The sequence below is a fragment of the Halopseudomonas salina genome (genome assembly GCF_008641105.1).
Map to the genome: position 1 here is coordinate 255,769 of NZ_VTTI01000005.1, position 23,179 is coordinate 278,947.

Here is a 23,179-nt window from a genome sequence, read left to right on the forward strand (position 1 = left end):
CGGTAACGACATTTCTCTGCCAAGGCTAGTACCCTTTAGGCTAGCCTGCTTCCGGCGGTGTCTCCGGCGGTTCCTGCATAGCCTTGGACTGCCGCTGGTCGAGGTGGTTTCGTGGATTTGTTCAGGGGGTACAATGAGTAGCAAACTTGAAGAACGGATGTCCATCGCAGGGCCTGCCGGCTCCCTGGAGTTGCTTGTGACGCGCGCTGAGGATCCGGTGGCCCTGGCCGTCATTTGTCATCCCCATCCTCTGCATGGAGGCACAATGACCAATAAGGTGGTGCACACATTGATGCGCTCGGCTCGGGATGCTGGCGCCAATGTGGTCCGGTTCAACTTCCGCGGGGTGGGACGTAGCGATGGTGAGCATGATGAGGGTAAGGGCGAGATCGACGACTGCCTTGCCGTGATCGAATGGGCTCGGCGAGAGCTGCCGGCTCCCGCGCTCTGGGTGATGGGCTTTTCGTTCGGGGGCTATGTTGCCGCTGCAGCGGCCAATCGTCTGGACAGTCCGCCCCAGAAACTGGTTCTGGTAGCTCCTTCGGTAGAGCGCCTACCGTTTCCGGAGCTTTTGCCTCTGAGCACGCCTGCTACGGTGATGATGGGCGAAGCTGACGACGTGGTGGCATCTGCGTCGGTCTTCGGTCTGCTGGAGGGGCGTGATGATGTGGTCGTGGTACGCTTTGCCGACACCGGACACTTTTTTCACGGCCGCCTGCCGGAATTGAAGGATGCGGTTGAACAGGCGCTAACCTGAGAACGCTTTCCGGTACATCGTATAATTGCCAAACTTGATATCCAGGGGGTACAGTTCCGCCCCCTTTCACCTCCGATGGTCAGCATTATGACGCCTCTTGATCGGTACCAGGCGGACCTCAAGCGTCCGGATTTCGTTTACGACCCAGCGCAGGAAAATGCAGTACGTCACCTGCAGCGTCTGTTTGATGATCTGGTTGCCACTGACCAGTCTCGATCCGGTCTGTTCGACAGGTTTTTGCGGAAAAAGCCTGAATTGGTCAAGGGATTGTACTTCTGGGGCGGAGTGGGGCGGGGTAAGACATATCTGGTTGACACCTTTTTCGATGCCTTGCCGATCGAACGCAAGATGCGCACCCACTTTCACCGATTCATGCAGCGGGTGCACCTTGAGCTAAAGGGGCTCAAGGGCGAAAAGAATCCGCTAACCCTGATCGCCAGTCAGTTTGCCGAAGAGGCTCGGGTTATCTGTTTTGACGAGTTTTTCGTTTCGGATATTACCGACGCGATGATTCTTGGCACTCTTATGGAAGAGTTGTTCAAGAACGGCGTTACCCTGGTTGCAACCTCCAACATCGTACCCGATGGGTTGTACAAGGATGGGCTGCAGCGAGCCAGATTCCTGCCGGCAATAGCGCTGTTGAACAGCCACACTGAAGTGGTCAACGTGGATAATGGCGTGGATTATCGCCTGCGCGCTCTGGAGCAGGCGGAGTTGTACCATTGGCCCCTGGATGAGGGTGCGGATGAGAGTCTGCGCCAGAGTTTCGAGAGCCTGGTACCAGATATCGATGAAGTTGTAGAGGGCGATCTGTTGACCGTCGAGAATCGTCCGGTCCAATCGATTCGTGTCTGCGAGGACGTGGGCTGGTTCGAGTTTCGCGAGCTGTGCGACGGGCCGCGCAGCCAGAACGACTATATCGAATTGGCCAAGATCTTCCACGCGGTGTTGATTGCCAACGTGGAACAGATGAATGCGAGCAAGGACGATATGGCCCGCCGGTTCATCAATCTGGTCGATGAATTCTATGACCGCAACGTCAAGTTGATACTCTCAGCCGAAGTCGAACTCAAAGACCTGTATACCGGTGGGCGTCTGAGTTTCGAGTTCCAGCGCACCCTCAGCCGACTGCTCGAGATGCAGTCTCACGAGTTTCTGGCTCGGGCTCACAAGCCCTGATTCAAAAATCAGGAGCTACTGCAGGTTTTGCTGGAATTGGCGCCGGTACTGATTTGGTGACAGCTCGGTGTGCTGTCTGAACAGGCGGGCAAAAAAGCTCGCGTCGTCATAGCCCACATCGTAGCTGATGGTCTTGATGCTGCGGCGGGTAGTACTCAACAGGTTTTTCGCGGTTTCAATGCGCAAGCGCTGCAGGTAGTGCAGTGGCTTATCCCCGGTAGCGCTCTGGAAACGCCGCATGAAGTTGCGAATGCTCATGCCGTGCTGGCTCGCGACATCTTCAAAACGAAACTTGTCGGCAAAGTGCTCTTCGAGCCACTGCTGGATCTGCAGAATGGCAACATCCTGGTGCAGTTTCTGCCCACCAAAGCCAATGACGCCCGGAGTGTAGCTGCGCTGGACTTCATAGAGTGTGTCCCGTGCTACCGCCTGGGCCACCTGGCTGCCGCACAGTTTCTCGATAAGATGAATTGACAGGTCACAACCCGATGTTACGCCAGCCGCACAATAGATGTTGTCAGCATCGGTGATATGTTTGTCTCGACACAGCACCACCTGCGGGAAGCGCTGACTGAATTCATCGAAGAAGCGCCAGTAGGTGGTGGCTTCTCGTCCATCAAGTAGCCCGGCTGCCGCTACCCAGAACACACCGGTTGCTTCCGCGCTAATGAGCGTCCCGCGGGCATGCTCGTCCTGTAGCCAGGGAATCACGCCGGGATAGCGTTCGAGCATCTGATCGAAATCACCCCAGAATGCAGGCAGCATGATCAATTGTGGTCGAAGCGCGCTGAGGGTCGCATCGGTTGCTATGCGGTCCTGGCTGAAGCTGGTGACGGGCAGGCTGTCGGGAGCCACGATGGAGGTGCGAAATCCCGGGGTAAGCCCGTGGCCGCGCCTGCGGCCATCACGCAGGCTAGCCATGTGGAAGAAGTCCTTGGCCTGCATTAACGTGGAGGCAATTACTCCGTCGGTTGCGAGTATTGCCACCTGACGAAGCGGGGCGCGGGATTGGTCGGGCTGAATCATGGTTGTTATCGCTTTTATAAGTTGAATCGGCCAAGCGTTGACTAAAGCATCTTATACTCTGGCACAACTGCCGTGTTGAGTACGATAAAAAGCGCAAATGTCTGTTGATTGTCAGGGTCGGGGTCAATAAACACCAGGCTGCCATGTGCAGCCTGGTGTTCATATGCGCCGTGCTCTCAGGGCGCGGGGTTTGGCTGGCTTTGATGAATCTCGGCGATCGCTTCCAGTACGCCGTCGGGCAGCCCCATATTGATACTGCTCAGGTTCCGATTGAGTTGATCCATGTTGGTGGCACCAATGATGTTGCTGGTAACAAAGGGTTGCCGGGTAACGAATGCCAGCGCCATCTGAGCGGGATCGAGTCCGTGCTCACGGGCCAGCCTCACATACCTGGCGCAGGCTCTTTCGGCCTGCGGGTTGGTGTATCTGCTGAATCGGCTGAACAGCGTCAGGCGCCCTTTTTCCGGCTGGAGCCCGTTCAGGTATTTACCGGTAAGGGTGCCGAAGGCGAGTGGGGAGTAGGCCAGCAGTCCGGTTTGCTCGCGCATGGATATTTCAGCCATGCCCACCTCGTAGGTGCGGTTGAGCAGGTTGTACGGGTTCTGGATTGATGCGATGCGCGGCCAGCCGCGGCTTTCGGCTAGATGCAAAAACCTGCTTACGCCCCAGGGGGTTTCGTTGGACAGGCCGATGTGCCGGATCTTCCCTGCTTTGACGAAATCCTCAAGCACCTCAAGGGTGTCCTCGACAGGAGTGATGGTTTCATCCGGATTGTGCCGGTACCCCAGATTGCCAAAAAAGTTGGTACTGCGGTCAGGCCAATGTAATTGGTAGAGATCGATGTAATCGGTGCGCAGGCGCTTGAGGCTGGCGTCAAGTGCTGCAGTCAGGTGCTCGCGGTTGAACCGGGTCTTGCCTTCGCGGATGTGTGGAAGCCAGTCGCCCGGTCCGGCGACCTTGCTGGCGATGATCCAGTCCTCACGATTAGCGCGCTCTGCAAGATAATTGCCGAGAATCCGTTCGGTTTCCCCGTACGTGTCGCTCTTTGGTGGGACGGGATACATCTCTGCGGCGTCGATAAAATTGACTCCCGCGTCCTTCGCCCGGTCTATCTGGGCGAATGCATCTTTCTGTGTATTTTGCTCCCCCCAGGTCATGGTGCCGAGGCACAGTGCGCTGACCTTGAGCTTGGTGCGGCCAAGAGGGCGATATTGCATGGGTTGCTCCCTGAATAAGGTTGAGTCCGGTTAAAAGATCGTTAGGCTGAGCTAATATGGCATTGATTGTAAATAAGGGTTGTAATTTTTGGCTCCCTTGACATAATGCCCGCCACTTTCGACAGGATGCCTAGCCTGTCGTTGTTGTTTACAGCGCAGATGCCACCCAGACCCACGCAGCCCCCACTGAGTGTCTGTTCTAGGCTTTGTTGTCTTGTAAAAACACATTTCATTCTGTAAGATTCGCCCTCTTATTATTAGAGCGGCCTCTGAGGCTAGGATTAATGAAAACCTTCAGCGCCAAACCTGAAAGCGTAAAACGCGACTGGTACATAGTAGACGCAACTGGACTGACCCTGGGTCGTCTGGCTACCGAAGTTGCTACCCGTCTGCGCGGCAAGCATAAGCCAGAGTACACTCCGCACGTGGACACTGGCGATTACATCGTCATCGTCAATGCCGAGAAAGTACATGTGACCGGTAAAAAGGCACAGGACAAGATCTACTACAGCCACTCCGGTTTTCCGGGCGGTATCAAGTCGATCAGTTTCGACAAGCTCCTTGTTCGCGCTCCAGAGCGCATTATCGAGTCTGCCGTTAAAGGCATGTTGCCGAAAAACCCCTTGGGGCGTGCAATGTACCGCAAGATGAAAGTGTACAAAGGTGCAGTTCATCCCCATGCGGCCCAACAACCCCAAGAACTCAAGTTCTAACAGGAGCTCACTATGTCGGCGACACAAAACTACGGTACTGGCCGTCGTAAAACTGCCACCGCTCGCGTGTTCCTGCGTCCGGGCAATGGCAACATCCAGATCAACAGCCGCACCATCGAGAATTTCTTTGGTCGTGAAACAGCGCGCATGGTTGTACGCCAGCCGCTGGAGCTGACCGAAAACGTCTCCAAGTTTGACGTGTTTGTTACCGTCAAAGGCGGCGGCACTACAGGTCAGGCAGGCGCTATCCGTCACGGCATTACACGTGCACTGATGGAATATGACGAAACCCTGCGCGGTGTATTGCGCAAGGCGGGCTTTGTTACACGTGACGCCCGTGAAGTTGAGCGTAAGAAAGTGGGTCTGCGTAAAGCGCGTAAGCGTCCTCAGTACTCCAAGCGTTAAGTCGCAAGACTTATCCCGAAAACGCCCGGTATCCTCATGGAGCCGGGCGTTTTTGTTTGTGCGACAAAATGCCGCTAACTTGGTGCATGGTCCGCAACGCCCCGTTTTACGATGGTTTGAGCCGAGCAGGCAATGTTGTTTAGTGATAGTTCACCTTGTCAAAAAAGGGGTTTTTCATTACCATCGGATTCATTTTGTGCAAGCGGATTAAAACTCTTAAAAGGGCTCATAAAAGCCTGAATCAGCTGAGATGGGAGACGACTGGATGAGTAATGACGGCGTAAACAACGGCCGGCGTCGCTTCCTGGTGGCAGCCACAAGTGTTGTGGGTGCAGCCGGAGCCGTGGGGGTAGCAGTACCCTTCGTTGGATCGTGGTTCCCGAGTGCGAGGGCCAAAGCGGCTGGCGCACCGGTCAAGGTGAATGTGGGCAAGCTTGAGGCCGGTCAGCAGATCGTTGCCGAATGGCGCGGTCAGCCTGTGTTCGTCTCCAGGCGTACCGAGGAGGCGCTCAAGACGCTGGAAGAGATGACGGACCGTTTGGCTGACCCTGAGTCGGAGTCGGCGGATCAGCCTGATTACGTCGATGGTGTTGCCCGGTCAATCAAGCCGGAAATCCTGGTCGTAATGGGCATCTGCACCCACCTGGGTTGCTCGCCTCTGTTTCGCCCGGAAGTCGCATCGGCTGACATGGGTGAGGACTGGAAGGGTGGTTATTTCTGCCCTTGCCACAGTTCGCGCTACGACATGTCCGGTCGGGTTTTCCGTGGCCAGCCGGCGCCGCTGAACTTGCCGGTTCCCCCCCATAACTATGAGTCCGACGATGTCATCGTCATCGGCCTGGATCCGGAGACTGTCTGATGGGTAAGCTGAACAGCTGGATTAATGAGCGCATGTCGGTCAACAGGGTGGTTGAAGATCACCTGACCAAGTACTACGCGCCCAAGAACTTCAACTTTTTCTATTTCTTTGGCTCCCTGGCCATGCTGGTTCTGGTCAACCAGATCGTTACCGGTATCTGGCTGACCATGAGCTATGAGCCATCCGCTGAAGGCGCCTTCGCGTCGATCGAATACATCATGCGTGATGTTGAATACGGTTGGTTGTTGCGCTATCTGCACTCCACCGGTGCTTCGGCATTTTTTGCTGTGATCTACCTGCACATGTTGCGCGGGATCATGTACGGCTCCTACCAGAAGCCACGTGAACTGATCTGGCTTTTCGGTATGACTATCTACCTGGTACTGATGGGTGAAGCCTTCATGGGCTACCTGTTGCCCTGGGGCCAGATGTCCTATTGGGGCGCTCAGGTGATCATTTCACTCTTTGGTGCGATTCCCTTCATCGGACCGGACCTGGCTCAGTGGGTGCGTGGTGATTATCTGATTTCCGGCATTACACTGAACCGGTTCTTCGCGCTGCACGTGATCGCGTTGCCGATCGTGTTGTTGGGTCTGATTGTTTTGCACATCATTGCCCTGCACGAAGTTGGCTCTAACAACCCTGACGGTATCGATATCAAGAAGCATAAGGACGAGAACGGCAAGCCGCTCGATGGCATCGCCTTCCACCCTTACTACACAGTCAAGGATATTGTCGGTGTGGTGGTCTTCCTGTTTGTGTTCTGCATCGTGGTGTTCTTCTTCCCAGAGATGGGCGGTTTCTTCCTTGAACACCCCAACTTCGAAGTCGCTAACCAGTTGAAGACGCCGGATCACATTGCGCCTGTCTGGTACTTCACGCCTTTCTACGCCATCTTGCGCGCGGTACCGGCTATCGGCGGCTCTGCGTTCCCCGGTGTGCTCGCCATGGGTGCGGCCATTGCAGTGTTGTTTGTTCTGCCCTGGCTTGACCGTAGTCCGGTTCGCTCTATCCGCTACAAGGGTTGGATGAGCAAGTTGTGGCTGGTGATCTTCTGCGTATCCTTTGTGATTCTGGGTATTCTGGGCGCGATCCCGGGTAACGATACCCGCACACTGATCTCACAGATCTGTACCGTACTGTATTTCGCCTTCTTCCTGCTGATGCCCTTCTACACCCGCATGGAGAAGACCAAACCCGTTCCAGAGAGGGTTACTGGCTAATGAAAAAGCAATTGATTGCACTGGTATTTGCCCTTGTGCCCTCGGTCGTAATGGCGGCTGCCACGGGTGTTCCACTCGAGTCAGCGAACATTGATCTGCGCGACAAGGCGTCACTGCAGGACGGCGCACGGACCTTCGTCAACTACTGTATGGGTTGTCACTCTACCCAGTATCAGCGTTACGAGCGGGTAGCAGACGACCTGGGTATTCCGGACGAGCTGATGATGGAGAATCTGGTTTTCTCCGATTCGGCCGCGATCGGTGAGCACATGAAGATTGGTATGCGTCCGGAGGATTCCAAGCGCTGGTTTGGTGCTGCTCCCCCTGACCTGACCAACGTGACCCGTGTGCGTGGCGAAGATTGGGTTTATACCTATCTCAAGACCTTCTACGAAGATCCCTCGCGTCCGATGGGAGTCAACAACCAGGTATTTGCCAATGTGGGTATGCCTAACGTTCTGGAAGAGTTGCAAGGACGTCAGGTGATCGGTTGCAAGGCCATGCCTGTCGAGAAAGACGGCAAGGTGCAAAAAGATCCACTTACCGGCGATACGTTGATGGATGAGCGTTGTGATGTGCTCAAGGTAGTCGAGGGCACGGGCATCCAGAGCGAGGAGGAGTTTGATACCACGGTACGCAACCTGACTGCGTTCCTGGCTTACTCCGGTGATCCCATAAAGCTCGAGCGCCATCGCATCGGTACCTACGTACTGTTGTATCTGGCATTCTTCTTCATATTTGCCTACCTGCTCAAGCGCGAATACTGGAGAGATGTCCACTGATCAGCTGTTTCATTGATCAAATGCGCGCGCCCTTTGGGGCGCGCACTTGTTTCTGGGGTATAATCCCGATCTCGTAATAGACACAGACTGTTTTGAACCGTCTGTGGTTTTTCATGTTCACGCAATCGCGTGCTTTGTGGTTACCGCAATCCGCTACAGGATGAGGGTTGATTTATGGGCGTTACCGCCAACAAGCGTTCCTCGATGGCTTTTTTCTCCGATCCGAGTGATCACTACTGTCACCGCGTACGAATCGTTCTGGCAGAAAAGGGCGTCACCGTCGACGTGATCAACGTCGAGCCCGATAACCATCCGGAAGAGCTGGCGGAAAATAATCCATACAACAGCGTTCCGACGCTGCTTGACAGGGATCTCGTTCTTTACGAGCCCAACATCATGATGGAATATCTCGACGAGCGCTTTCCTCACCCGCCGTTGCTCCCGGTTTACCCGGTAGCCAGGGCTAATACACGACTGCTGATGTTTCGTGTACAGCGTGACTGGTGCGGGCTGGTTGATGCGATCACCAATCCCAAGACGCCTGCTGCGGCTGTTACCAAAGCGCGTAAGGAGTTGCGTGAGAGCTTGATTGGGGTTGCTCCGGTATTTGCCGAGATGCCGTATTTCATGAGCGAGGAGTTCAGCCTGGTCGATTGCTGTATCGCTCCGATTTTGTGGCGTTTGCCCGTCCTGGGTGTCGAACTACCCAAGCAAGCCAAGCCGCTGCAGGATTATATGGATCGGATTTTCCAGCGTGAGGGTTTCCTGGCCAGCCTGTCGGCTGCCGAAAAGGAAATGCATTAATCTTTTCTTGATCAACAGTGTCCCCCGAAGGAGGCCCGCATGGCTCAAATGAGCTCAAGCCGACCCTATCTGGTACGAGCGCTATACGAATGGATACTGGAAAATGACTGCACTCCTTATGTGCTCGTCAATGCCCAGTATCCCCAGACCAGCGTTCCGGATGCCTTTGTCGAAGCTGGTCAGATAGTACTCAATCTCTCGCCAAATGCGATACGGCATCTTGAGATGGATAACGACAGGATCACCTTTGACGGTCGTTTTGGCGGCGTAGCCCAACAGGTCTGGGTTCCTGCCCAGGCCGTGATGGCTATCTACGCACGCGAGAATGGTCAGGGCATGGTGTTCGAGGTCGAGCCTGCGCCGGTTCCGCCTTCCGATGACCCAGAAGCTGACAAGTCAGCTTCCGTCAGCTCTATCAAGGCGGAAAAGGCCAAGAGGCCATCGTTGAAAGTCGTCAAGTAGATTTGCTCTGCACAAAAAACCCGGGCCACGCTTGTAACGTGGTCCGGGTTTTTTGTGGCCGGTAAAGCGCGATTTCAGTCGATATATTCAAACAATTTAACGATTCGCTGTACCCCACCCACCTGCTGAACGGCCTGTACTGCCAGTTCGGCCTCTGCGCGGCGTACCAGACCCTGCAGGTAGACAATACCTGCCTCGGTAGTCACCTTGATGCGTCGACCGGGGATGGCGCTGTCAGCCAGTAGGCGCGCCTTTGCACTGGTGCTTATAAACCCGTCGCTGTTACGCGCCAGCAAGGGCAGTGGAGGGCCTACAGTGAGCTCGTTGTGCACCACCTTCACCCGTTGTACGCGTTGCGCAACTGAGCCGGCCAGATCCTTCAGATCTTGCCGGGGTACCTGACCGGTCAGCAGAACCACGCCGTTGAAACTGGTCACAGAGAACCGGGCGTCACGTTCAAGCTCGATGTTGGATTTGGCAATATTGACGTTGGCTTTGGTCTCAATCAGTTGATCATCAATCGTACTGCCAAAGGTGCGTGTGCCCTTGTTGCTCTCGATAGGCGTATCGCGCGTTGCGGTCAGCACGGAGCTGCAGCCTGCCAGTGAGGCAACCAGCAGCAGGCACAGGGCTATTTTCATTCTTCACTCCCGAAAAGTTGACGGTCGATCAGGTCGCATAGGCAATGGATGGCCAGCAGGTGTACTTCCTGGATGCGGGCTGTCGAGCGAGCCGGGACGCGGATTTCAGAGTCTTCGGGAAGCAATAGTGAGGCCATGGCACCACCATCACGCCCGGTAAGAGCAACCACTAACATGTCGCGATCATGTGCTGCCTGAATGGCCTGCAGCACGTTACCCGAGTTGCCACTGGTTGAAATGGCCAGCAATACGTCTCCGGGCTGACCCAAAGCGCGAATCTGCTTGGAAAAGATTTCGTCGTAGCTGTAGTCGTTGGCAATCGAGGTAATGGTCGAGCTGTCAGTGGTCAGGGCCAGGGCTGGCAGGCTGGGGCGTTCGCGTTCGAAACGGTTGAGCAGCTCCGAGGAGAAATGCTGTGCGTCGCCGGCAGAGCCGCCATTACCGCAGGTCAGGATCTTGCCTTCATTGAGTAGGCAATTGACCATCAGCTGGCTGGCTTGCTCGATGCTTGGCCCAAGTACTTCCATGGCACGGGTCTTGGTTTCGATGCTGTCGGTGAACAGTTGCCTGATACGGTGCTGCATATCCATAGAAAATGACTCGCTAGCAGGTGAATGCTTCACGGATCCAGTTGTAGGAGCCTGGGTCCGCGGGATTGCCGTGTGCGGTTACTACGTCGAAACGGCAGGGATTGTCAGCCAGGTGGGGATGCGTCAGCAGATAATGCTGTGCTGCGGCGATGACCCGCTTTTGCTTGCGCCAGTCAATACTCTCTACCGCGTCGCCCCAGCGGCTGCTGCGTCGGTAACGCACTTCGACGAATACTACTGTATCGGCGTGACGCATGACCAGATCAAGCTCGCCCATCTTGCAACGATAATTGCGGGCCAGCAGGCGCATGCCGGCGTCCAGGAGTAACTGTTCGGACTGACGCTCGGCCAGGTTGCCGAGCTTTTGCTTCTCCGTCAGTTCGCTCATTGCACCCGAGCGGCCGAGGTTGCGGACAGTTGCCCACGCTCCATCACGCCCCAGCTGAGTTGCCGCTGAATACGGCCATCCGGGGCGAGTGTGAGCTCGCCAGTAGCGCCGTTCACGCGGGTGCTGGCATGTTGCTGCATCTGAGGTAGACGCGAGAAGATTCGTTGGGCATCAATGCCCATCGCATAAAGACGCCCTAAAGGTCCTTGAGCCTGAGGCCAGTTGTCGGTTACCTGGCCGTAGAGTGTGTCATTGCGCGTCAGCAGCCATGGGATCTCTGCCACAACAATGCCATCCATATCGGCATTCTGTTGGCCGTCGAGTCCCACCTGGTAGACATGGGATGTCGCATAGACCGGGAGGTCAGCTGCGTACTGGAATGCCAGGGTAGGTTTGATCTGCCTTGCCTGTTGCGGATTGACAGCGATAAAGAGCGCGTCCAGGTCCTGGCGCGGGGTGGGCTGAACGACCACATTGCCATTCAGCGCTCTGGAAACGCGCTGACTCCGTTGCTCGCTCTGACGTATCTGCAAAAGATCGGCAATCTGGCCCGAGATGGCCGCAGGCTGATCAATCACGACGCGGCCAATCAGCACGCCACCCATTTCTTCCCAGCTGCGCCTAAACGACTGATAAGCACGCTCGCCCCAGTCGGTTGTGGTGTGCAAGGCGGCCATTTGTCGATGCCCCTGCTCCCACGCTTGCATGGCAGCGGAACGGGCTTCGTCCTCCGGTGCCAGTCCGAACTGGAACAGGTCCTGTGGATAGGGGCCTTCCTGCTCGGCGTAGTTCAGGGCCAGGGTAGGTATTGGCAGGGTAGCGCGCGTCGCGAGCCGCCCAACACGTGCGCGATCCAGTGGTCCTATCACCCATTCCACGCCATCAGCGCTGGCCTGAGCATAGAACTGATCCAGATCGGAATAGGCAGTGCTGTCATAAAGACTGACACGCGGCTGGTCGAGACCTTTGCTCTGAGCCTGATACTGGGCAGCGAGAAAGCCATCGCGTAACGCTTCTGCGGCGCTGGCCAGCGGTCCTTCAAAAGGCAGCAGCAAGGCTATGTGTTGGGGCCGGCTGGCATGTAGTTCCAGCAACTGTTGAATCGAATCCGGTAGTGGTTGCGCTGCCGGGTGGGCGCTGTTTTCATCGCGCCACGCCTTGATTGCCTGTACCTGTAGATCGATATTGCGAAATTCACGTTCGATCAGTGCCAGCTCAAGCCAGCTGCGTAATTCACCGTCAGCATTTTCAGTCGCTTGAGTGAGTTCTGGTGTTGGCACTTTCTGGAGGTTTTCCCAGATCGCCAGAAGGTTCGCGTTACGCTCGCCGCCGGACAGCACGCCATGCATGAACACGCGCTCGCGCGCCGCTTTCAATGGCTCTCCCGTAGCGCCCAAAGCCAAAACGCGTAATCGCTGGATGGCAACCTGGTCGGTCAATGGCAGATTGTCGATCTGATTCATGGAGGGGTGGCGAAGGGCGCGCAGAGCCATTTCCGGCTGTTTCAGTTCGAGCGCACTACGCGCCTGGAGCGTACTGAAGCGCACTTGCTGGTCCAGGGGCAACTCGCTTTGCGGTATGCGCTCGAGAATCGACAGGACCTGCTGAGCCTGACCGGCATCGCTGGCAGCCTGGGCCGCATAAAGCCGCAGAAGGTTAGCCTCTGCCCCCGAGTACTTGTCCGCATCGGCAAGGATTTTCTCGGCGGACGCCTGTGGCGTGCGCGGTAGCTCGCTCAGGCTCTGGGGAGGGCTGGCGCAGCCGACAAGCAGTACGGCGAGTGCCAACGACAGTATTGGCAGGCGTTTATTGCAGGGCATGCAGCGGTATCCTTACGCAAGGGACACAAAAGGCGTCCCGTTGGATTTCTTGCAGATGTCATCTGCGGCATTGTAACCAAGGGGCAGAGCGCGCGCCATGCACTGGATCACGTCCTGTACAATACGGCGTACACATCGATCGAGATTTGTCATGCTCACATCCACCGGTACTCTTTTCATTGTTGCCACGCCCATTGGTAACCTGCAGGACATGACTCCGCGGGCGCTGGAGGTGTTAGCCGATGTCGGACTGATAGCTGCAGAGGATACCCGCCACAGCGGTCGCTTGCTGCAACATTTCGGCATTTCAACACCTACCACGGCCTGCCACGATCATAATGAGCGCGACAAAAGCGCCAGACTGGTCGAGCGCATGCTTGCGGGTGAAGACATGGCCTTGATCTCTGACGCGGGTACGCCGTTGATTTCCGATCCCGGATACCACCTGGTACGCGCGGCACGGGAAGCTGGTGTGCGAGTCTGTCCCGTGCCGGGTCCCTGTGCGCTTGTTGCTGCGCTCAGCGCTGCAGGTTTGCCTTCTGACCGCTTTGCGTTCGAAGGGTTCCTGCCGGCCAAGGCCAGTGGTCGTCGTCAGCGGCTGCAGGCCCTGGCCAGTGAACCGCGGACCTGGATGCTCTACGAGGCGCCCCATCGCTTGCTCGAGTGCCTGGAAGACATGCTGGATATTCTTGGCCCTGATCGTCAGGTAGTTTTGGCCAGGGAGCTGACCAAAACCTTTGAAACCATTCGTGGCGCGCCGGTTGCCGAGCTGGTCGAATGGGTGCGCGCCGACAGCGATCAGCAGCGGGGCGAATGCGTACTCGTGGTCGAGGCCATGCCCCCGCGGGATGAGAATGAAGGGCTGGACCCGGAAGCCGAGCGGATACTGGATCTGCTACTTGAAGAGTTGCCGGTAAAACAGGCCGCCGCCCTGGCAGCAAAAATTACCGGCGAGAAGAAGAACCGGCTCTATCAGATTGCCCTAGGCAAGACCGCGAGCTGAGAGCCGCGGCCTGCCTGCGGGGGAGCTCTAATCGGCCTCCAGTACCATGACCCGTTGCCCGGCCTTTACCGGCGAGCCAGGCTGCACGTGCACCGCTGTGATCACGCCGTCGCAGGGCGCCAATAGCGGAATCTCCATTTTCATCGATTCCAGAATCACCAGAACGTCGCCGGCTTTTACCTGTGCTCCCTCGACAACCTGAACCTGCCACAGGTTGCCGGCTATGTGACTTTCGATTCCTTGCTGGCCGGCTTGGAGTGGCGCTTCTACACCCGCTTCCGCCTCCGGCTCTTCACTGGAGAAGTCTGCCTGCCCATTGGCAATCCAGCGATCGCGCTCGGCATTGAAAGCGGTTTTCTGGTGCGTCCGGAATGCCTGAATGCTGTCCGCTTCTTCGTCGAGAAAAGCCTGGTAGGCGTTCAGGTGCAGCTCGGTCTCCTCGATCTCAAGTGAATAGCGACCCAGCGGAAAGTCACGACGAATGCGCGTCAGCTCATCGGCAGCGACCGGGTAGAAGCGGATCTGATCAAAGAATCTCAGCAGCCAGGGCTGCCCCCCAAAGGCTTCGACTTCCCGGTAGCGATTCCACATCTGCAGTGTGCGTCCAACGAACTGATAACCGCCGGGCCCTTCCATCCCGTATACGCACATGTAGGCGCCGCCGATACCCACTGAATTTTCTGCTGTCCAGGTGCGCGCCGGATTGTACTTGGTGGTCACCAGGCGGTGGCGCGGGTCCAGCGGTGTGGCTACGGGCGCGCCAAGATAGACATCGCCCAGACCCATGACCAGATAGCTGGCTTCGAAAACGGTGCGGTAGACCTCGTCCAGGTTGGGTAGATCGTTGATCCGACGGATGAACTCCAGGTTGCTTGGGCACCATGGCGCGTCCTTGCGCACGGTGGTCATGTACTTTTCTATGGCCAGCTGGCAAGCAGGGTCGTCCCAGGACAGGGGCAGGTGCACAATGCGTGAAGGTACTTTCAGGTCACGGGCCTGGCATACGTCTTCCCAGACGTCTTCGATAATGCGTAGCAAGCGATCAATCGACAGGGTCTCCGGTTGGTAGTGCACCTGCAACGAGCGGATGCCGGGCGTCAGGTCATGCACGCCCGCCAGGTCCATTGCCTCCAGCGCCTGCATCAGGGCATGGCCACGGAAGCGCAGCACCAGATTCAGTTCCGGTTGGCCAATCTCCATAAGCAGGTGGGTATCGCCGGAGAGTCGCGCGACCAGCCGCGTGTCCTCTTCGCCGATGTCCAGAACGATGGGCGATTCGGGGGCCACAGCGGTAGTGGTTGCCGGGCAATCTGCAGTTAGTCGGGCGATGTCCCGTTGGCGACAGGTTGCCAGTTCACGCGCGGTCTCAAGACTGACCGGAATAAAGCGAATCCGGTCACCGGCCTTAAGCTGGCCCATCTGCCACAAATCCGCCTCGATAAGGGTTACCGGACAGACGAACCCTCCCAGACTGGGACCGTCGGGCCCGAGGATCACTGGCATGTCACCGGTGAAATCCACAGCCCCGATGGCATAGGGATTGTCATGGATGTTCGAGGGGTGCAGGCCGGCCTCACCGCCGTCTTCGCGCACCCATTCGGGTTTGGGACCAATCAGACGCACACCGGTGCGGCTGGAATTGAAGTGCACTTCCCAATCGGTTTCCAGAAAGCGCTGCATGTAAGCCTCGGTAAAGTACTCCGGGGCGGCATGTGGACCGTAGATGACGCGCACATTGCGCACCGCCGGCAGGTCAGTGTGCAAGGCGGTGGGCAGGGAGGTGCCGCTGCTGGTATCGGTCAGTTCCTGCAGATGTAAGACGTCACCGGCGCGCAGGGCACGACCGGCATGACCGCCAAACTGCCCAAGGGTAAAGGTGCTCTTGCTGCCCAGATAGTCTGGCAACTGGATGCCACCGCGAATGGTCAGATAGCTGCGCGCACCGGAGCCGGCGATGGTGCCGATTGCCAGTTGGCTGCCGGCCTTGATTAGCAGGCTGGTATGCATGGCTTGCGGCTTGCCATCCAGGTTCAGCGGAATCTCGGCGCCAGTCACGGCAACCACGGCGTTGGTGTTGAACGTTAGGGTGGGGCCGCTCATGGTAATTTCCAGACCGGCGGCGTTTTGCGGGTTGCCCAGCAGACGGTTACCCAGTTGCAGCGCCAGATTATCCATCGGCCCTGATGGGGGCACCCCCACCGACCAGTAGCCCAGGCGACCGGGCACATCCTGCACCGTGGTCTGGGTGCCGCCGCTGATGACCTCGAAGGTGCTGGCCTGGTAGGTCAGCTCATCCAGGCAGCGGGTCCAGGGTTCGCCAGAGGAAAAGGGCGCGTAGGTGAGGATCTGCCGCAGGTAATCACGGTTGGTCTCCACGCCATACAGCAGTGTGTCGCCCAGCGCCTGATGCAGTGCCTTGCTGGCTTGCTCGCGGGTTGGCTCCCAGCAGATGATCTTGGCGATCATCGGATCGAAATAGGGTGGGATTTCGCAACCAGCCTCTACCCAGCTGTCGATTCGCAGCGCCTCGCCGCCGGCAGCGGGAAAATTCACAGCGGTCAGCAGGCCCGGGCACGGCTGGAAGTCGCGGCCTGGGTCCTCGGCATAGACCCGCGCCTGGATCGCATGGCCACGGGCATCCAGGCCCACGCCCAGTTGGGCGAGTGGCGGCAGATCACCTGCGGCCAGTTGGATCATCCAGCTAACCAGATCCACGTCCCAGACTTGCTCAGTGACGCCATGCTCGACCTGCAACCGGGTGTTTACCTCGAGAAAATAGAATTTCGCAGCCTCGCTGTCATAGACAAACTCAACGGTGCCGGCGCTCCGGTAGCGCACGGCACTGGCCAGGCGGATGGCTGCTTCGCAGAGTGCTTCGGCCATGCCCTCGGGCAGGTTGGGCGCGGGCGTTTCCTCGATCACTTTCTGGTTGCGTCGTTGTACCGAGCAGTCACGCACGCCCAGTGCCAGCACCTCACCCTGTCCATCACCGAATACCTGTACTTCCAGGTGGCGGGCGCGCTGGATGTATTTCTCGATAAACACGCCAGCGTCGCTGAAGTTGTTCTGGCCCAGGCGTTTGACGGTTTCGAAGGCCTCGCTCAGTTCGGCTGCGCTGTAGCACACGCGCATACCGATACCGCCACCACCGGCAGTGCTCTTGAGCATGACCGGGTAGCCGACCTGCTCGGCTGCGATCAACGCGGATTCAAGACTGTCGAGCAGGTCCGTACCCTCGAGCATGGGTACGCCATGCTCCTTGGCCAGGGACCGGGCAGTATGCTTCAGGCCAAAGACGCGCAGTTGCTCAGGCGTTGGGCCGACGAAGGCAATGCCGGCTGCTTCGCAGGCCTCGGCGAAGGCGGCGTTTTCCGAAAGAAAACCGTAGCCAGGATGGATGGCCTTTGCGCCGCTGTGTTTTGCCGCCGCGAGAATCTTGTCCACATCCAGGTAGGTGCCCGTCGCCCCACCTTCACCCAGGGAGATCGCCTGGTCGGCCTGCTGGATATGCAGACTGGCCGCATCGGCCTCGGAGTAGACAGCAACACCCTTGACCTCAAGATCCTTCAGTGTGCGCAGGATCCGGCAGGCAATGGCACCGCGGTTGGCTATGAGTAATGTATCGAACATCGTGGATATTCCTCGGCCAGGTCGTCCTGGGTTACCTGTTCTGTGCTCCGCGGGTCGTCCCAGCTGAAGCTGCAAGCCGCCAGCGACAAGCTGCAAGCGGCTACATTCAAAATCGCATCAATCGATCGCTGCACGGCCAACTTGAAGCTTGCCGCTTGAAGCTTGTAGCTCACTCAGCCCCAAACCAACACCTCCGCGGGCGTCGGGTTATAGCCGTTGCAGGGGTTGTTGAGCTGCGGGCAGTTGGAGATCAGCACTATGATGTCCATGTGCGCGACCAGCTCGACGTACTTGCCGGCGCCGGAAATGCCGTCTTCGAATGTCAGGCCGCCCTCGGGGGTGACCGGGACGTTCATGAAGAAATTGATGTTGGCGCTGATATCTGCCTTGCCCAGCCGGCCATCGTGCAGACAGGTGCGCAGGAAGTTGTCGCGGCAGCTGTGCATGTAGCGGGTGTTGAGCGCGTAACGCACGGTGTTGCTTTCCTGGGCACAGGCGCCGCCCAGGGTGTCATGCCGGCCGCAGGTGTCGGCGGTGATGGTCAGCATCGGTTTGCCCAGATTGCTGAAAAGGACACTCCCGGTAGTCAGGTAGACGCTGTTCTGCTTGCGCAGGGTACGCTGTACGTCATAGCGCTCGCGGGGATTGCTGGCGCTGTAGAAAAGGGTATCTACCGCCTGGTTGCCTTCCAGGTCGTGCAGACGCAGGGTCTGGCCGGCCTTGATGTCGAGCATGAAGGGTTCGCCTGCGCCCACTGTGGCGCGGTGGCTGGCGGTCTCGGCGGTCTTGTCGCTGTGGGTCAATGTCATGGTGGCGGCCCTCAGAGGTGAATGCGGTCGGTGTTGTGCAGGCCGCGGGTATTTTCTTCGCGGGTCTTGCGGCACAGCACAGTGATGCCGTCGTCGGCGACCTGATGCCAATCCAGCTGTACCGGTTTGGGTGCATAGTCGGGCGCGGGGTCCAGCGGATGCTGCAGGGCGGTCAGTACCACCAGCGTGTCCATTGGTGCGTAGAGCTCTATGTAGTCTCCAGCAACCGAGTTGCCCGGATGGAAAACGAAGCGGTCCTGGGCATCCACGGCGACCTTGCTGAACAGATTCAGGGTCATCAGCAAATCCGCCAAACTCAGGTTCCACTTGCCCATTTCCACCAGCAGATTGTCCATGCCGTTACGGAAGAAACCGTTGCGTAGCTCCTGGTAGCTGCCTGCGCCGTATTTTTCCTTCACCTCTTCGGCGTCGAGTACCCCGCCGAAGCTGTCACTCCAGCCACAGGTGTCGGTGACGATGGCCGCGAGCACCCGACCCATGTCGGAGTAGAGGCAATGGCCGGCGGTGAGCTTAGCGGTGTGCTGGCACTTGAGGCTGTCGGGCAGGTTCAGACGCTCACTCTTTTCATGGGCGTTGAACAGCATCAGGCTGACATTGGCACCGCCCTCGAGGTCGGTGATTCGCAGCAGTTGACCGCGCTTGAGCACGAAAGAGGTATGGCCGCCGCCGGGCAGAATTTCGCTATAAAGGGTAGGGCGCAATGGCGCGGGTACACTCATTGGGTGGCTCCTTGCTGATCGGATGAAAGCGCTTTTGGGGCAACGTGATCGGGCAGCGCATCCAGTGCCTTGCGCGCCGCCAGACGATCGCTGTTGAGGGGAATGTCGTAGGTAATGCGAGCGCCATAGGCGCCGGGAGCCTGCGGGTCGGTGCGCACCTTGTCGAATACCAACAGGCGGGTGCCCAGGGTGAAGCCTTCGGTCAGGTCATGGGTGACCATAAATACCGTAAGGCCGGCCTTGCGCCACAGTGACAGCAACAGTTCATGCATGTCCTTGCGGGTTCCCGGGTCTAGTGCGCCGAAGGGTTCATCCAGCAGTAGGATGCGTGGCGCTTTAACCAGCGCCTGGGCGATGGCCAAGCGCTGCTGCATGCCGCCGGACAGGGCATGAGGGTACTTGTCGATGGCATCACCCAGGCCGACTGCCTCGAGCATTTCGATACTTTTCTTTCGGGCTTCCTGTCTGGCCTTGCCAAATAGCCGGCTGAGCAAAGGCGCTGCCTGCAACTCAAGACCAAGCATGACGTTGCCCAGCACGGTCAGGTGCGGAAAGACCGAATAGCGTTGGAACACCACGCCGCGCTCTGGGCCCGGTTCAGCCACCAGGGGCTGATCGTCCAGCAGTATGCTGCCCTTGCTGGGCGTTTCCTGCCCCAATAGAAGGCGCAGGAAGGTGGACTTCCCACAACCGGAGGCCCCTACCATGGTGATGAATTCACCGCTGGCGACTTCCAGGTTGAGATTTTCGAGCACTACGCTCTCATCATACTGCTGCCATACATGGCGGATAGATATGGCACTCATATCAGCGGCCTCCCTTTGGCTCGAACCAGGGGAACATCACCCTGCCTAGCCCCTTTAGTGAACGGTCCATGATGAACGCGAGCAGGGTGATCCACGCGACGTAGGGGAGTATCACGTCCATGGCCAGGTAACGGCGCACCAGAAAGATGCGATAGCCCAATCCGTCGGTGGAGGCGATCGCCTCGGCGGCTATCAGAAACAGCCAGGCCGGCCCGAGCGCCAGGCACAGGCCCTGGAGTAGACGCGGCAACAGTTGTGGCAGTACCACCCGGATAGTTACCTGCCAGGTGCTGGCGCCGAGCGTTTGAGCCTTGACCAGCAGTTCGGCGGGAATCTCGCTGACCCGTTGCTGCATATCGCGGATCAATACCGGCGTGATGCCGATGACTATCAACATGACCTTGGACAGTTCTCCCAGGCCCATCACGATGAACAGAATAGGCAGAATCGATAGCGGTGGAATCATCGAAATCACCGTTACCAGCGGGGAGAGCGGAGTGCGTACCAGGGGGATAAGCATCATCAGGCCCAGCCCCAGGCTAACTACTGCGGCAATGCCCAGGCCGGTAAACAGGCGCTTGAGGCTGGAGGCCGAATCCACCCACCAGAGGTATTCGCCGCTGCGCCGGTCCGGAGTGAACGCCATCCGATCAACCGCGTCGGCCATCTGCGTGAAGCTGGGTAATAGCTTGTCATTGGGGTTTTCAGCCAGGCGAGCCTGAGAGCTGTACAGATAAAGCAGAAGCAGCAACGCGAAGGGGAGCAATATCAGCCCGAGCTTTGATACTTTGCCAGGGGTGCGGTTCATCAATCGTGACATGGGCAGCTCCATGGGTTACAGGTAACGAGATCTCAGGTGTCTGAGGCTCTCCCGGGCTTTTGTCCCGCCGTGTAACCCCCTGCCGGAGGTCGACAACTCTCGGACCAGTCACCTGTCAAACAGGTCGGAACCCTAGTTGTCCATTGGTAGCAAGTTGTATCAGGCATGTGCCCGGCAACGCATCAGGGATCCTATGGACCCGAGTCTCGTATGCTCAATAGCCTAATGCAGGGCCTGTGCCACTTTGGGTCGTCGTCGATTTTTCGGGGCCTGCACCGCAATGGGGCAAAAATGGCAGATGGAATCGAAGCTATTCATGCGCGATTGTGGTGCAATCAATGCGCCAGTACGGTGCAAGGGCAAGCAACGCTTGCCGCGCTGGCCGAAGACGGATAATCTCCTTCCCAAGAGTTGGCTGGGCAGTCGCCGTATCGCTTGCGGTAGGGAGGAAAGTCCGGGCTCCATAGGGCAGAGTGCCAGGTAATGCCTGGGGGGCGTGAGCCTACGGAAAGTGCAGCAGAGAGTAGACCGCCGATGGCCCTGAAAGGGGATCAGGTAAGGGTGAAAGGGTGCGGTAAGAGCGCACCGCGCGACTGGTAACAGTTCGTGGCATGGTAAACCCCACTCGGAGCAAGACCAAATAGGAACCCATCGGTGTGGCCCGCACTGGGTTCGGGTAGGTTGCTAGAGGCAGTCAGTGATGGCTGTCGTAGAGGAATGACTGTTCACGACAGAACCCGGCTTACAGGCCAACTCTTATTTTTTTCAAGCGTCATATTCGATCGAACGGCGCGCAGTGAAAACCCTTCTTGTTAGACCAAAAAAATCTTACACCTAATGTATTACATTAAGTAATACGGCCATGTTCTTGTGATTGCTCAGCTTCGCCATCAAAAGTTGAAGCAGATTCTCTCTTGTACCCCCATTTTTTGTACTAACTCCCTGCCATATAAAGGATTTTCCGTGAAGTCCTTACTTGACGGTGCGTGCGTGCGGTTCCTATAGTGTGCCGAAGTGGTGTGAAGTGGGTGAAAGTGGATAATTTTGGTAATTCCCTTCCTCTCACAGACCAATTCGAAAAGGGGAAGCAGCAGCGTGTTTCGTGGAGCAAATGCTATCAATCTGGACGCCAAGGGGCGGCTTGCGATGCCGGCGCGTTATCGCGACCGTCTCGTGGAGCTGTGCGCCGGCCAGTTGGTAGCCACTATTGCGCTCGAAGAACGCTGCCTGTGGATCTACCCGATGCCTGCCTGGGAGGCGGTAGAGGCCCAGTTGCGCAAGGCCCCCAACCTCAATCCGGCAGTCAAGCGTCTGAATCGACTGTTGATCGGTAATGCCAACGAAATCGAGCTGGACAGCAATGGTCGCTTTGTTGTGCCACCGCTGCTGCGTGAGCATGCCGGACTGGACAAGAAAGTCATGCTCGTTGGGCAGCTGGACAAGTTCGAGCTGTGGAGCGAAGACGCCTGGGAAGCCACCACCGCTGGTTACCTGGACCAGGAACAGAGTCTGGGCGAGCTGCCGGACGTATTGCAGACCTTGAGCCTATGAACGTGCCAAACATCTTTTCCCACATCAGCGTACTGCTGAATGAGGCCATCGAGGGTCTCGCCATCAAGCCCGAGGGGCTTTATATAGATGGCACCTTCGGTCGCGGGGGACATAGCCGCGCGCTGCTTGCCCGGCTCTCTGCGCAGGGCCGGCTGCTCGGCTTCGACAAGGACCCGGAAGCTGTCCGGGTCGGTGCAGAGCTGGCGGCCGAAGACGGCCGCTTCGTCGTTATACAGAGGTCTTTTGCCGACATGGCCGAAGAGCTACGCCAGCGTGGGCTACATGGTCAGGTCGACGGCGTTCTGCTGGACCTGGGCGTGTCTTCTCCTCAATTGGACGACGCAGAGCGTGGCTTCAGCTTCATGCATGATGGTCCGTTGGACATGCGCATGGATCCGACTAGCGGCCAGAGTGCGGCCCAGTGGATCAACAGCGCCGCCGAAGCGGACATCGCGACCGTGCTCAAGGAGTACGGCGAAGAACGTTATGCCAAGCGCATCGCCCGAGCCATCGTCAACCGCCGCGCCGAGCAGCCCTTTACCCGTACAGCAGACCTCGCCGAAGTGGTGAAAGTGGCCAACCCTGCCTGGGAAAAACACAAGCACCCGGCAACCCGGGCGTTTCAGGGTATCCGCATCTTTATCAACCGCGAGTTGGACGATCTGGCGGATGGCCTCAAAGCCGCGCTCGACGTGCTGGCGCCGGGCGGACGTCTGGTAGTTATCAGTTTTCACTCGCTGGAGGATCGACTGGTAAAGCAGTTCATGCGCCGTGAAGCCAAAGGTGCGCCGCTGCCCCGTGATCTGCCGATTCGCGCTGCGGATATTGATGTCAGCATCAATCTGGTGGGCAAGGCAATCATGCCGTCAGCTGCGGAAACGGCGAATAACCCCCGTGCGCGCAGCGCCGTACTGCGCATCGCCGAGAAACGTCCGTGAGCACTCAGGCCGAGCT

At 57.8% G+C, this 23,179-nt stretch carries 23 protein-coding genes, 1 other RNA gene and 1 riboswitch; of the genes, 13 read left to right on the forward strand and 11 right to left on the reverse strand.

Annotation, left to right across the window (positions count from 1 at the left end):
- Positions 1-133 precede the first annotated feature (133 nt).
- Together FZF01_RS10460 and zapE are read left to right on the forward strand one after the other, a co-directional pair.
- The gene (locus FZF01_RS10460) at positions 134-757 is read left to right on the forward strand and encodes an alpha/beta hydrolase (protein ID WP_150278106.1); all 624 of its coding nucleotides are present in this window, start codon (positions 134-136) and stop codon (positions 755-757) included.
- Between the two features lie 87 nt (positions 758-844).
- Entirely contained in the window at positions 845-1,936 is a 1,092-nt protein-coding gene (gene zapE / locus FZF01_RS10465; RefSeq protein ID WP_150278107.1) for a cell division protein ZapE, read from the forward strand.
- A gap of 15 nt (positions 1,937-1,951) precedes the next feature.
- Here zapE and FZF01_RS10470 read toward each other — a convergent pair whose 3' ends face one another.
- Together FZF01_RS10470 and FZF01_RS10475 are read right to left on the reverse strand one after the other, a co-directional pair.
- Positions 1,952-2,962: a GlxA family transcriptional regulator gene (locus FZF01_RS10470; RefSeq protein ID WP_150278108.1), complete on the reverse strand. Its 1,011-nt coding sequence runs from the start codon at positions 2,960-2,962 to the stop codon at positions 1,952-1,954.
- Positions 2,963-3,138: 176 nt separating this feature from the next.
- Positions 3,139-4,179 (reverse strand): NADP(H)-dependent aldo-keto reductase, encoded by a 1,041-nt coding sequence (locus tag FZF01_RS10475; RefSeq protein ID WP_150278109.1) that lies wholly within the window; start codon positions 4,177-4,179, stop codon positions 3,139-3,141.
- Positions 4,180-4,463: 284 nt separating this feature from the next.
- Here FZF01_RS10475 and rplM point away from each other — a divergent pair, with 284 nt between their 5' ends.
- From rplM to FZF01_RS10510, 7 genes are all read left to right on the forward strand, one after another.
- A complete protein-coding gene (rplM, locus tag FZF01_RS10480) occupies positions 4,464-4,892 on the forward strand; it encodes a 50S ribosomal protein L13 (protein ID WP_150278110.1) in 429 nt (142 codons plus the stop codon).
- A 12-nt stretch (positions 4,893-4,904) separates the two neighbouring features.
- The gene (gene rpsI / locus FZF01_RS10485) at positions 4,905-5,297 is read left to right on the forward strand and encodes a 30S ribosomal protein S9 (protein ID WP_150278111.1); all 393 of its coding nucleotides are present in this window, start codon (positions 4,905-4,907) and stop codon (positions 5,295-5,297) included.
- 265 nt (positions 5,298-5,562) lie between these two features.
- Complete coding sequence (gene petA / locus FZF01_RS10490; RefSeq protein WP_150278112.1) at positions 5,563-6,156, forward strand: ubiquinol-cytochrome c reductase iron-sulfur subunit; 594 nt, start codon at positions 5,563-5,565, stop codon at positions 6,154-6,156.
- Positions 6,156-7,379, forward strand: coding sequence for a cytochrome b (locus FZF01_RS10495; RefSeq protein WP_150278113.1), 1,224 nt, complete (start codon positions 6,156-6,158; stop codon positions 7,377-7,379). Before petA ends, FZF01_RS10495 begins: the two co-directional genes overlap by 1 nt.
- The gene (locus FZF01_RS10500; RefSeq protein WP_150278114.1) at positions 7,379-8,161 is read left to right on the forward strand and encodes a cytochrome c1; all 783 of its coding nucleotides are present in this window, start codon (positions 7,379-7,381) and stop codon (positions 8,159-8,161) included. Before FZF01_RS10495 ends, FZF01_RS10500 begins: the two co-directional genes overlap by 1 nt.
- A 174-nt stretch (positions 8,162-8,335) precedes the next feature.
- Positions 8,336-8,965: a glutathione S-transferase N-terminal domain-containing protein gene (locus FZF01_RS10505; protein WP_150278115.1), complete on the forward strand. Its 630-nt coding sequence runs from the start codon at positions 8,336-8,338 to the stop codon at positions 8,963-8,965.
- Between the two features lie 48 nt (positions 8,966-9,013).
- Positions 9,014-9,427 carry a ClpXP protease specificity-enhancing factor gene (locus FZF01_RS10510; protein WP_150278207.1) on the forward strand — a complete coding sequence of 138 codons (414 nt, stop codon included), beginning with the start codon at positions 9,014-9,016 and terminating at the stop codon, positions 9,425-9,427.
- A 74-nt stretch (positions 9,428-9,501) separates the two neighbouring features.
- On the opposite strand, the gene FZF01_RS10515 is transcribed toward FZF01_RS10510, so the two are convergent.
- From FZF01_RS10515 to FZF01_RS10530, 4 genes are read right to left on the reverse strand one after another with little or no spacing between them, the layout of a single operon-like run.
- Positions 9,502-10,068, reverse strand: a complete 567-nt coding sequence (locus FZF01_RS10515) for a BON domain-containing protein (protein ID WP_150278116.1) — start codon at positions 10,066-10,068, stop codon at positions 9,502-9,504.
- Positions 10,065-10,658 (reverse strand): phosphoheptose isomerase, encoded by a 594-nt coding sequence (locus FZF01_RS10520; RefSeq protein ID WP_150278117.1) that lies wholly within the window; start codon positions 10,656-10,658, stop codon positions 10,065-10,067. Before FZF01_RS10520 ends, FZF01_RS10515 begins: the two co-directional genes overlap by 4 nt.
- 13 nt (positions 10,659-10,671) lie before the next feature.
- Complete coding sequence (locus FZF01_RS10525; RefSeq protein ID WP_150278208.1) at positions 10,672-11,037, reverse strand: YraN family protein; 366 nt, start codon at positions 11,035-11,037, stop codon at positions 10,672-10,674.
- Positions 11,038-11,042: 5 nt separating this feature from the next.
- Complete coding sequence (locus tag FZF01_RS10530) at positions 11,043-12,866, reverse strand: penicillin-binding protein activator (protein ID WP_150278118.1); 1,824 nt, start codon at positions 12,864-12,866, stop codon at positions 11,043-11,045.
- A 151-nt stretch (positions 12,867-13,017) separates the two neighbouring features.
- Here FZF01_RS10530 and rsmI point away from each other — a divergent pair, with 151 nt between their 5' ends.
- The gene (gene rsmI / locus FZF01_RS10535) at positions 13,018-13,869 is read left to right on the forward strand and encodes a 16S rRNA (cytidine(1402)-2'-O)-methyltransferase (protein WP_150278119.1); all 852 of its coding nucleotides are present in this window, start codon (positions 13,018-13,020) and stop codon (positions 13,867-13,869) included.
- 27 nt (positions 13,870-13,896) lie between these two features.
- Here rsmI and uca read toward each other — a convergent pair whose 3' ends face one another.
- From uca to FZF01_RS10560, 5 genes are all read right to left on the reverse strand, one after another.
- Positions 13,897-17,499 carry an urea carboxylase gene (gene uca, locus FZF01_RS10540; protein ID WP_150278120.1) on the reverse strand — a complete coding sequence of 1,201 codons (3,603 nt, stop codon included), beginning with the start codon at positions 17,497-17,499 and terminating at the stop codon, positions 13,897-13,899.
- Between the two features lie 173 nt (positions 17,500-17,672).
- Positions 17,673-18,308 (reverse strand): urea amidolyase associated protein UAAP2, encoded by a 636-nt coding sequence (locus tag FZF01_RS10545; protein ID WP_150278121.1) that lies wholly within the window; start codon positions 18,306-18,308, stop codon positions 17,673-17,675.
- A gap of 11 nt (positions 18,309-18,319) precedes the next feature.
- Positions 18,320-19,048: an urea amidolyase associated protein UAAP1 gene (locus tag FZF01_RS10550; protein WP_150278122.1), complete on the reverse strand. Its 729-nt coding sequence runs from the start codon at positions 19,046-19,048 to the stop codon at positions 18,320-18,322.
- The gene (locus FZF01_RS10555) at positions 19,045-19,854 is read right to left on the reverse strand and encodes an ABC transporter ATP-binding protein (RefSeq protein WP_150278123.1); all 810 of its coding nucleotides are present in this window, start codon (positions 19,852-19,854) and stop codon (positions 19,045-19,047) included. The genes FZF01_RS10550 and FZF01_RS10555 overlap by 4 nt, the downstream gene beginning before the upstream one ends.
- Position 19,855: 1 nt before the next feature.
- Complete coding sequence (locus tag FZF01_RS10560) at positions 19,856-20,674, reverse strand: ABC transporter permease (RefSeq protein ID WP_150278124.1); 819 nt, start codon at positions 20,672-20,674, stop codon at positions 19,856-19,858.
- 46 nt (positions 20,675-20,720) lie between these two features.
- Positions 20,721-20,821, reverse strand: a riboswitch (guanidine-I (ykkC/yxkD leader).
- 260 nt (positions 20,822-21,081) lie between these two features.
- Here FZF01_RS10560 and rnpB point away from each other — a divergent pair.
- The 3 genes from rnpB to rsmH all read left to right on the forward strand — a co-directional run bounded on the left by rnpB (position 21,082) and on the right by rsmH (position 23,163).
- An RNA gene (rnpB, locus tag FZF01_RS10565) (RNase P RNA component class A) lies at positions 21,082-21,435 on the forward strand.
- A gap of 334 nt (positions 21,436-21,769) precedes the next feature.
- Positions 21,770-22,225 (forward strand): division/cell wall cluster transcriptional repressor MraZ, encoded by a 456-nt coding sequence (mraZ, locus tag FZF01_RS10570; protein ID WP_150278125.1) that lies wholly within the window; start codon positions 21,770-21,772, stop codon positions 22,223-22,225.
- The gene (rsmH, locus tag FZF01_RS10575) at positions 22,222-23,163 is read left to right on the forward strand and encodes a 16S rRNA (cytosine(1402)-N(4))-methyltransferase RsmH (protein ID WP_150278126.1); all 942 of its coding nucleotides are present in this window, start codon (positions 22,222-22,224) and stop codon (positions 23,161-23,163) included. The genes mraZ and rsmH overlap by 4 nt, the downstream gene beginning before the upstream one ends.
- The last annotated feature ends 16 nt before the right edge of the window (positions 23,164-23,179 follow it).

What these genes read in the sequence shown, in the direction of transcription:
- FZF01_RS10460 (WP_150278106.1), top strand. Translation starts at nt 134, where the DNA reads ATGAGTAGCAAACTTGAAGAACGGATGTCCATCGCAGGGCCTGCCGGC.
- zapE (WP_150278107.1), top strand. Translation starts at nt 845, where the DNA reads ATGACGCCTCTTGATCGGTACCAGGCGGACCTCAAGCGTCCGGATTTC.
- FZF01_RS10470 (WP_150278108.1), bottom strand. Translation starts at nt 2,962, where the DNA reads ATGATTCAGCCCGACCAATCCCGCGCCCCGCTTCGTCAGGTGGCAATA.
- FZF01_RS10475 (WP_150278109.1), bottom strand. Translation starts at nt 4,179, where the DNA reads ATGCAATATCGCCCTCTTGGCCGCACCAAGCTCAAGGTCAGCGCACTG.
- rplM (WP_150278110.1), top strand. Translation starts at nt 4,464, where the DNA reads ATGAAAACCTTCAGCGCCAAACCTGAAAGCGTAAAACGCGACTGGTAC.
- rpsI (WP_150278111.1), top strand. Translation starts at nt 4,905, where the DNA reads ATGTCGGCGACACAAAACTACGGTACTGGCCGTCGTAAAACTGCCACC.
- petA (WP_150278112.1), top strand. Translation starts at nt 5,563, where the DNA reads ATGAGTAATGACGGCGTAAACAACGGCCGGCGTCGCTTCCTGGTGGCA.
- FZF01_RS10495 (WP_150278113.1), top strand. Translation starts at nt 6,156, where the DNA reads ATGGGTAAGCTGAACAGCTGGATTAATGAGCGCATGTCGGTCAACAGG.
- FZF01_RS10500 (WP_150278114.1), top strand. Translation starts at nt 7,379, where the DNA reads ATGAAAAAGCAATTGATTGCACTGGTATTTGCCCTTGTGCCCTCGGTC.
- FZF01_RS10505 (WP_150278115.1), top strand. Translation starts at nt 8,336, where the DNA reads ATGGGCGTTACCGCCAACAAGCGTTCCTCGATGGCTTTTTTCTCCGAT.
- FZF01_RS10510 (WP_150278207.1), top strand. Translation starts at nt 9,014, where the DNA reads ATGAGCTCAAGCCGACCCTATCTGGTACGAGCGCTATACGAATGGATA.
- FZF01_RS10515 (WP_150278116.1), bottom strand. Translation starts at nt 10,068, where the DNA reads ATGAAAATAGCCCTGTGCCTGCTGCTGGTTGCCTCACTGGCAGGCTGC.
- FZF01_RS10520 (WP_150278117.1), bottom strand. Translation starts at nt 10,658, where the DNA reads ATGGATATGCAGCACCGTATCAGGCAACTGTTCACCGACAGCATCGAA.
- FZF01_RS10530 (WP_150278118.1), bottom strand. Translation starts at nt 12,866, where the DNA reads ATGCCCTGCAATAAACGCCTGCCAATACTGTCGTTGGCACTCGCCGTA.
- rsmI (WP_150278119.1), top strand. Translation starts at nt 13,018, where the DNA reads ATGCTCACATCCACCGGTACTCTTTTCATTGTTGCCACGCCCATTGGT.
- uca (WP_150278120.1), bottom strand. Translation starts at nt 17,499, where the DNA reads ATGTTCGATACATTACTCATAGCCAACCGCGGTGCCATTGCCTGCCGG.
- FZF01_RS10545 (WP_150278121.1), bottom strand. Translation starts at nt 18,308, where the DNA reads ATGACATTGACCCACAGCGACAAGACCGCCGAGACCGCCAGCCACCGC.
- FZF01_RS10550 (WP_150278122.1), bottom strand. Translation starts at nt 19,048, where the DNA reads ATGAGTGTACCCGCGCCATTGCGCCCTACCCTTTATAGCGAAATTCTG.
- FZF01_RS10555 (WP_150278123.1), bottom strand. Translation starts at nt 19,854, where the DNA reads ATGAGTGCCATATCTATCCGCCATGTATGGCAGCAGTATGATGAGAGC.
- FZF01_RS10560 (WP_150278124.1), bottom strand. Translation starts at nt 20,674, where the DNA reads ATGTCACGATTGATGAACCGCACCCCTGGCAAAGTATCAAAGCTCGGG.
- rsmH (WP_150278126.1), top strand. Translation starts at nt 22,222, where the DNA reads ATGAACGTGCCAAACATCTTTTCCCACATCAGCGTACTGCTGAATGAG.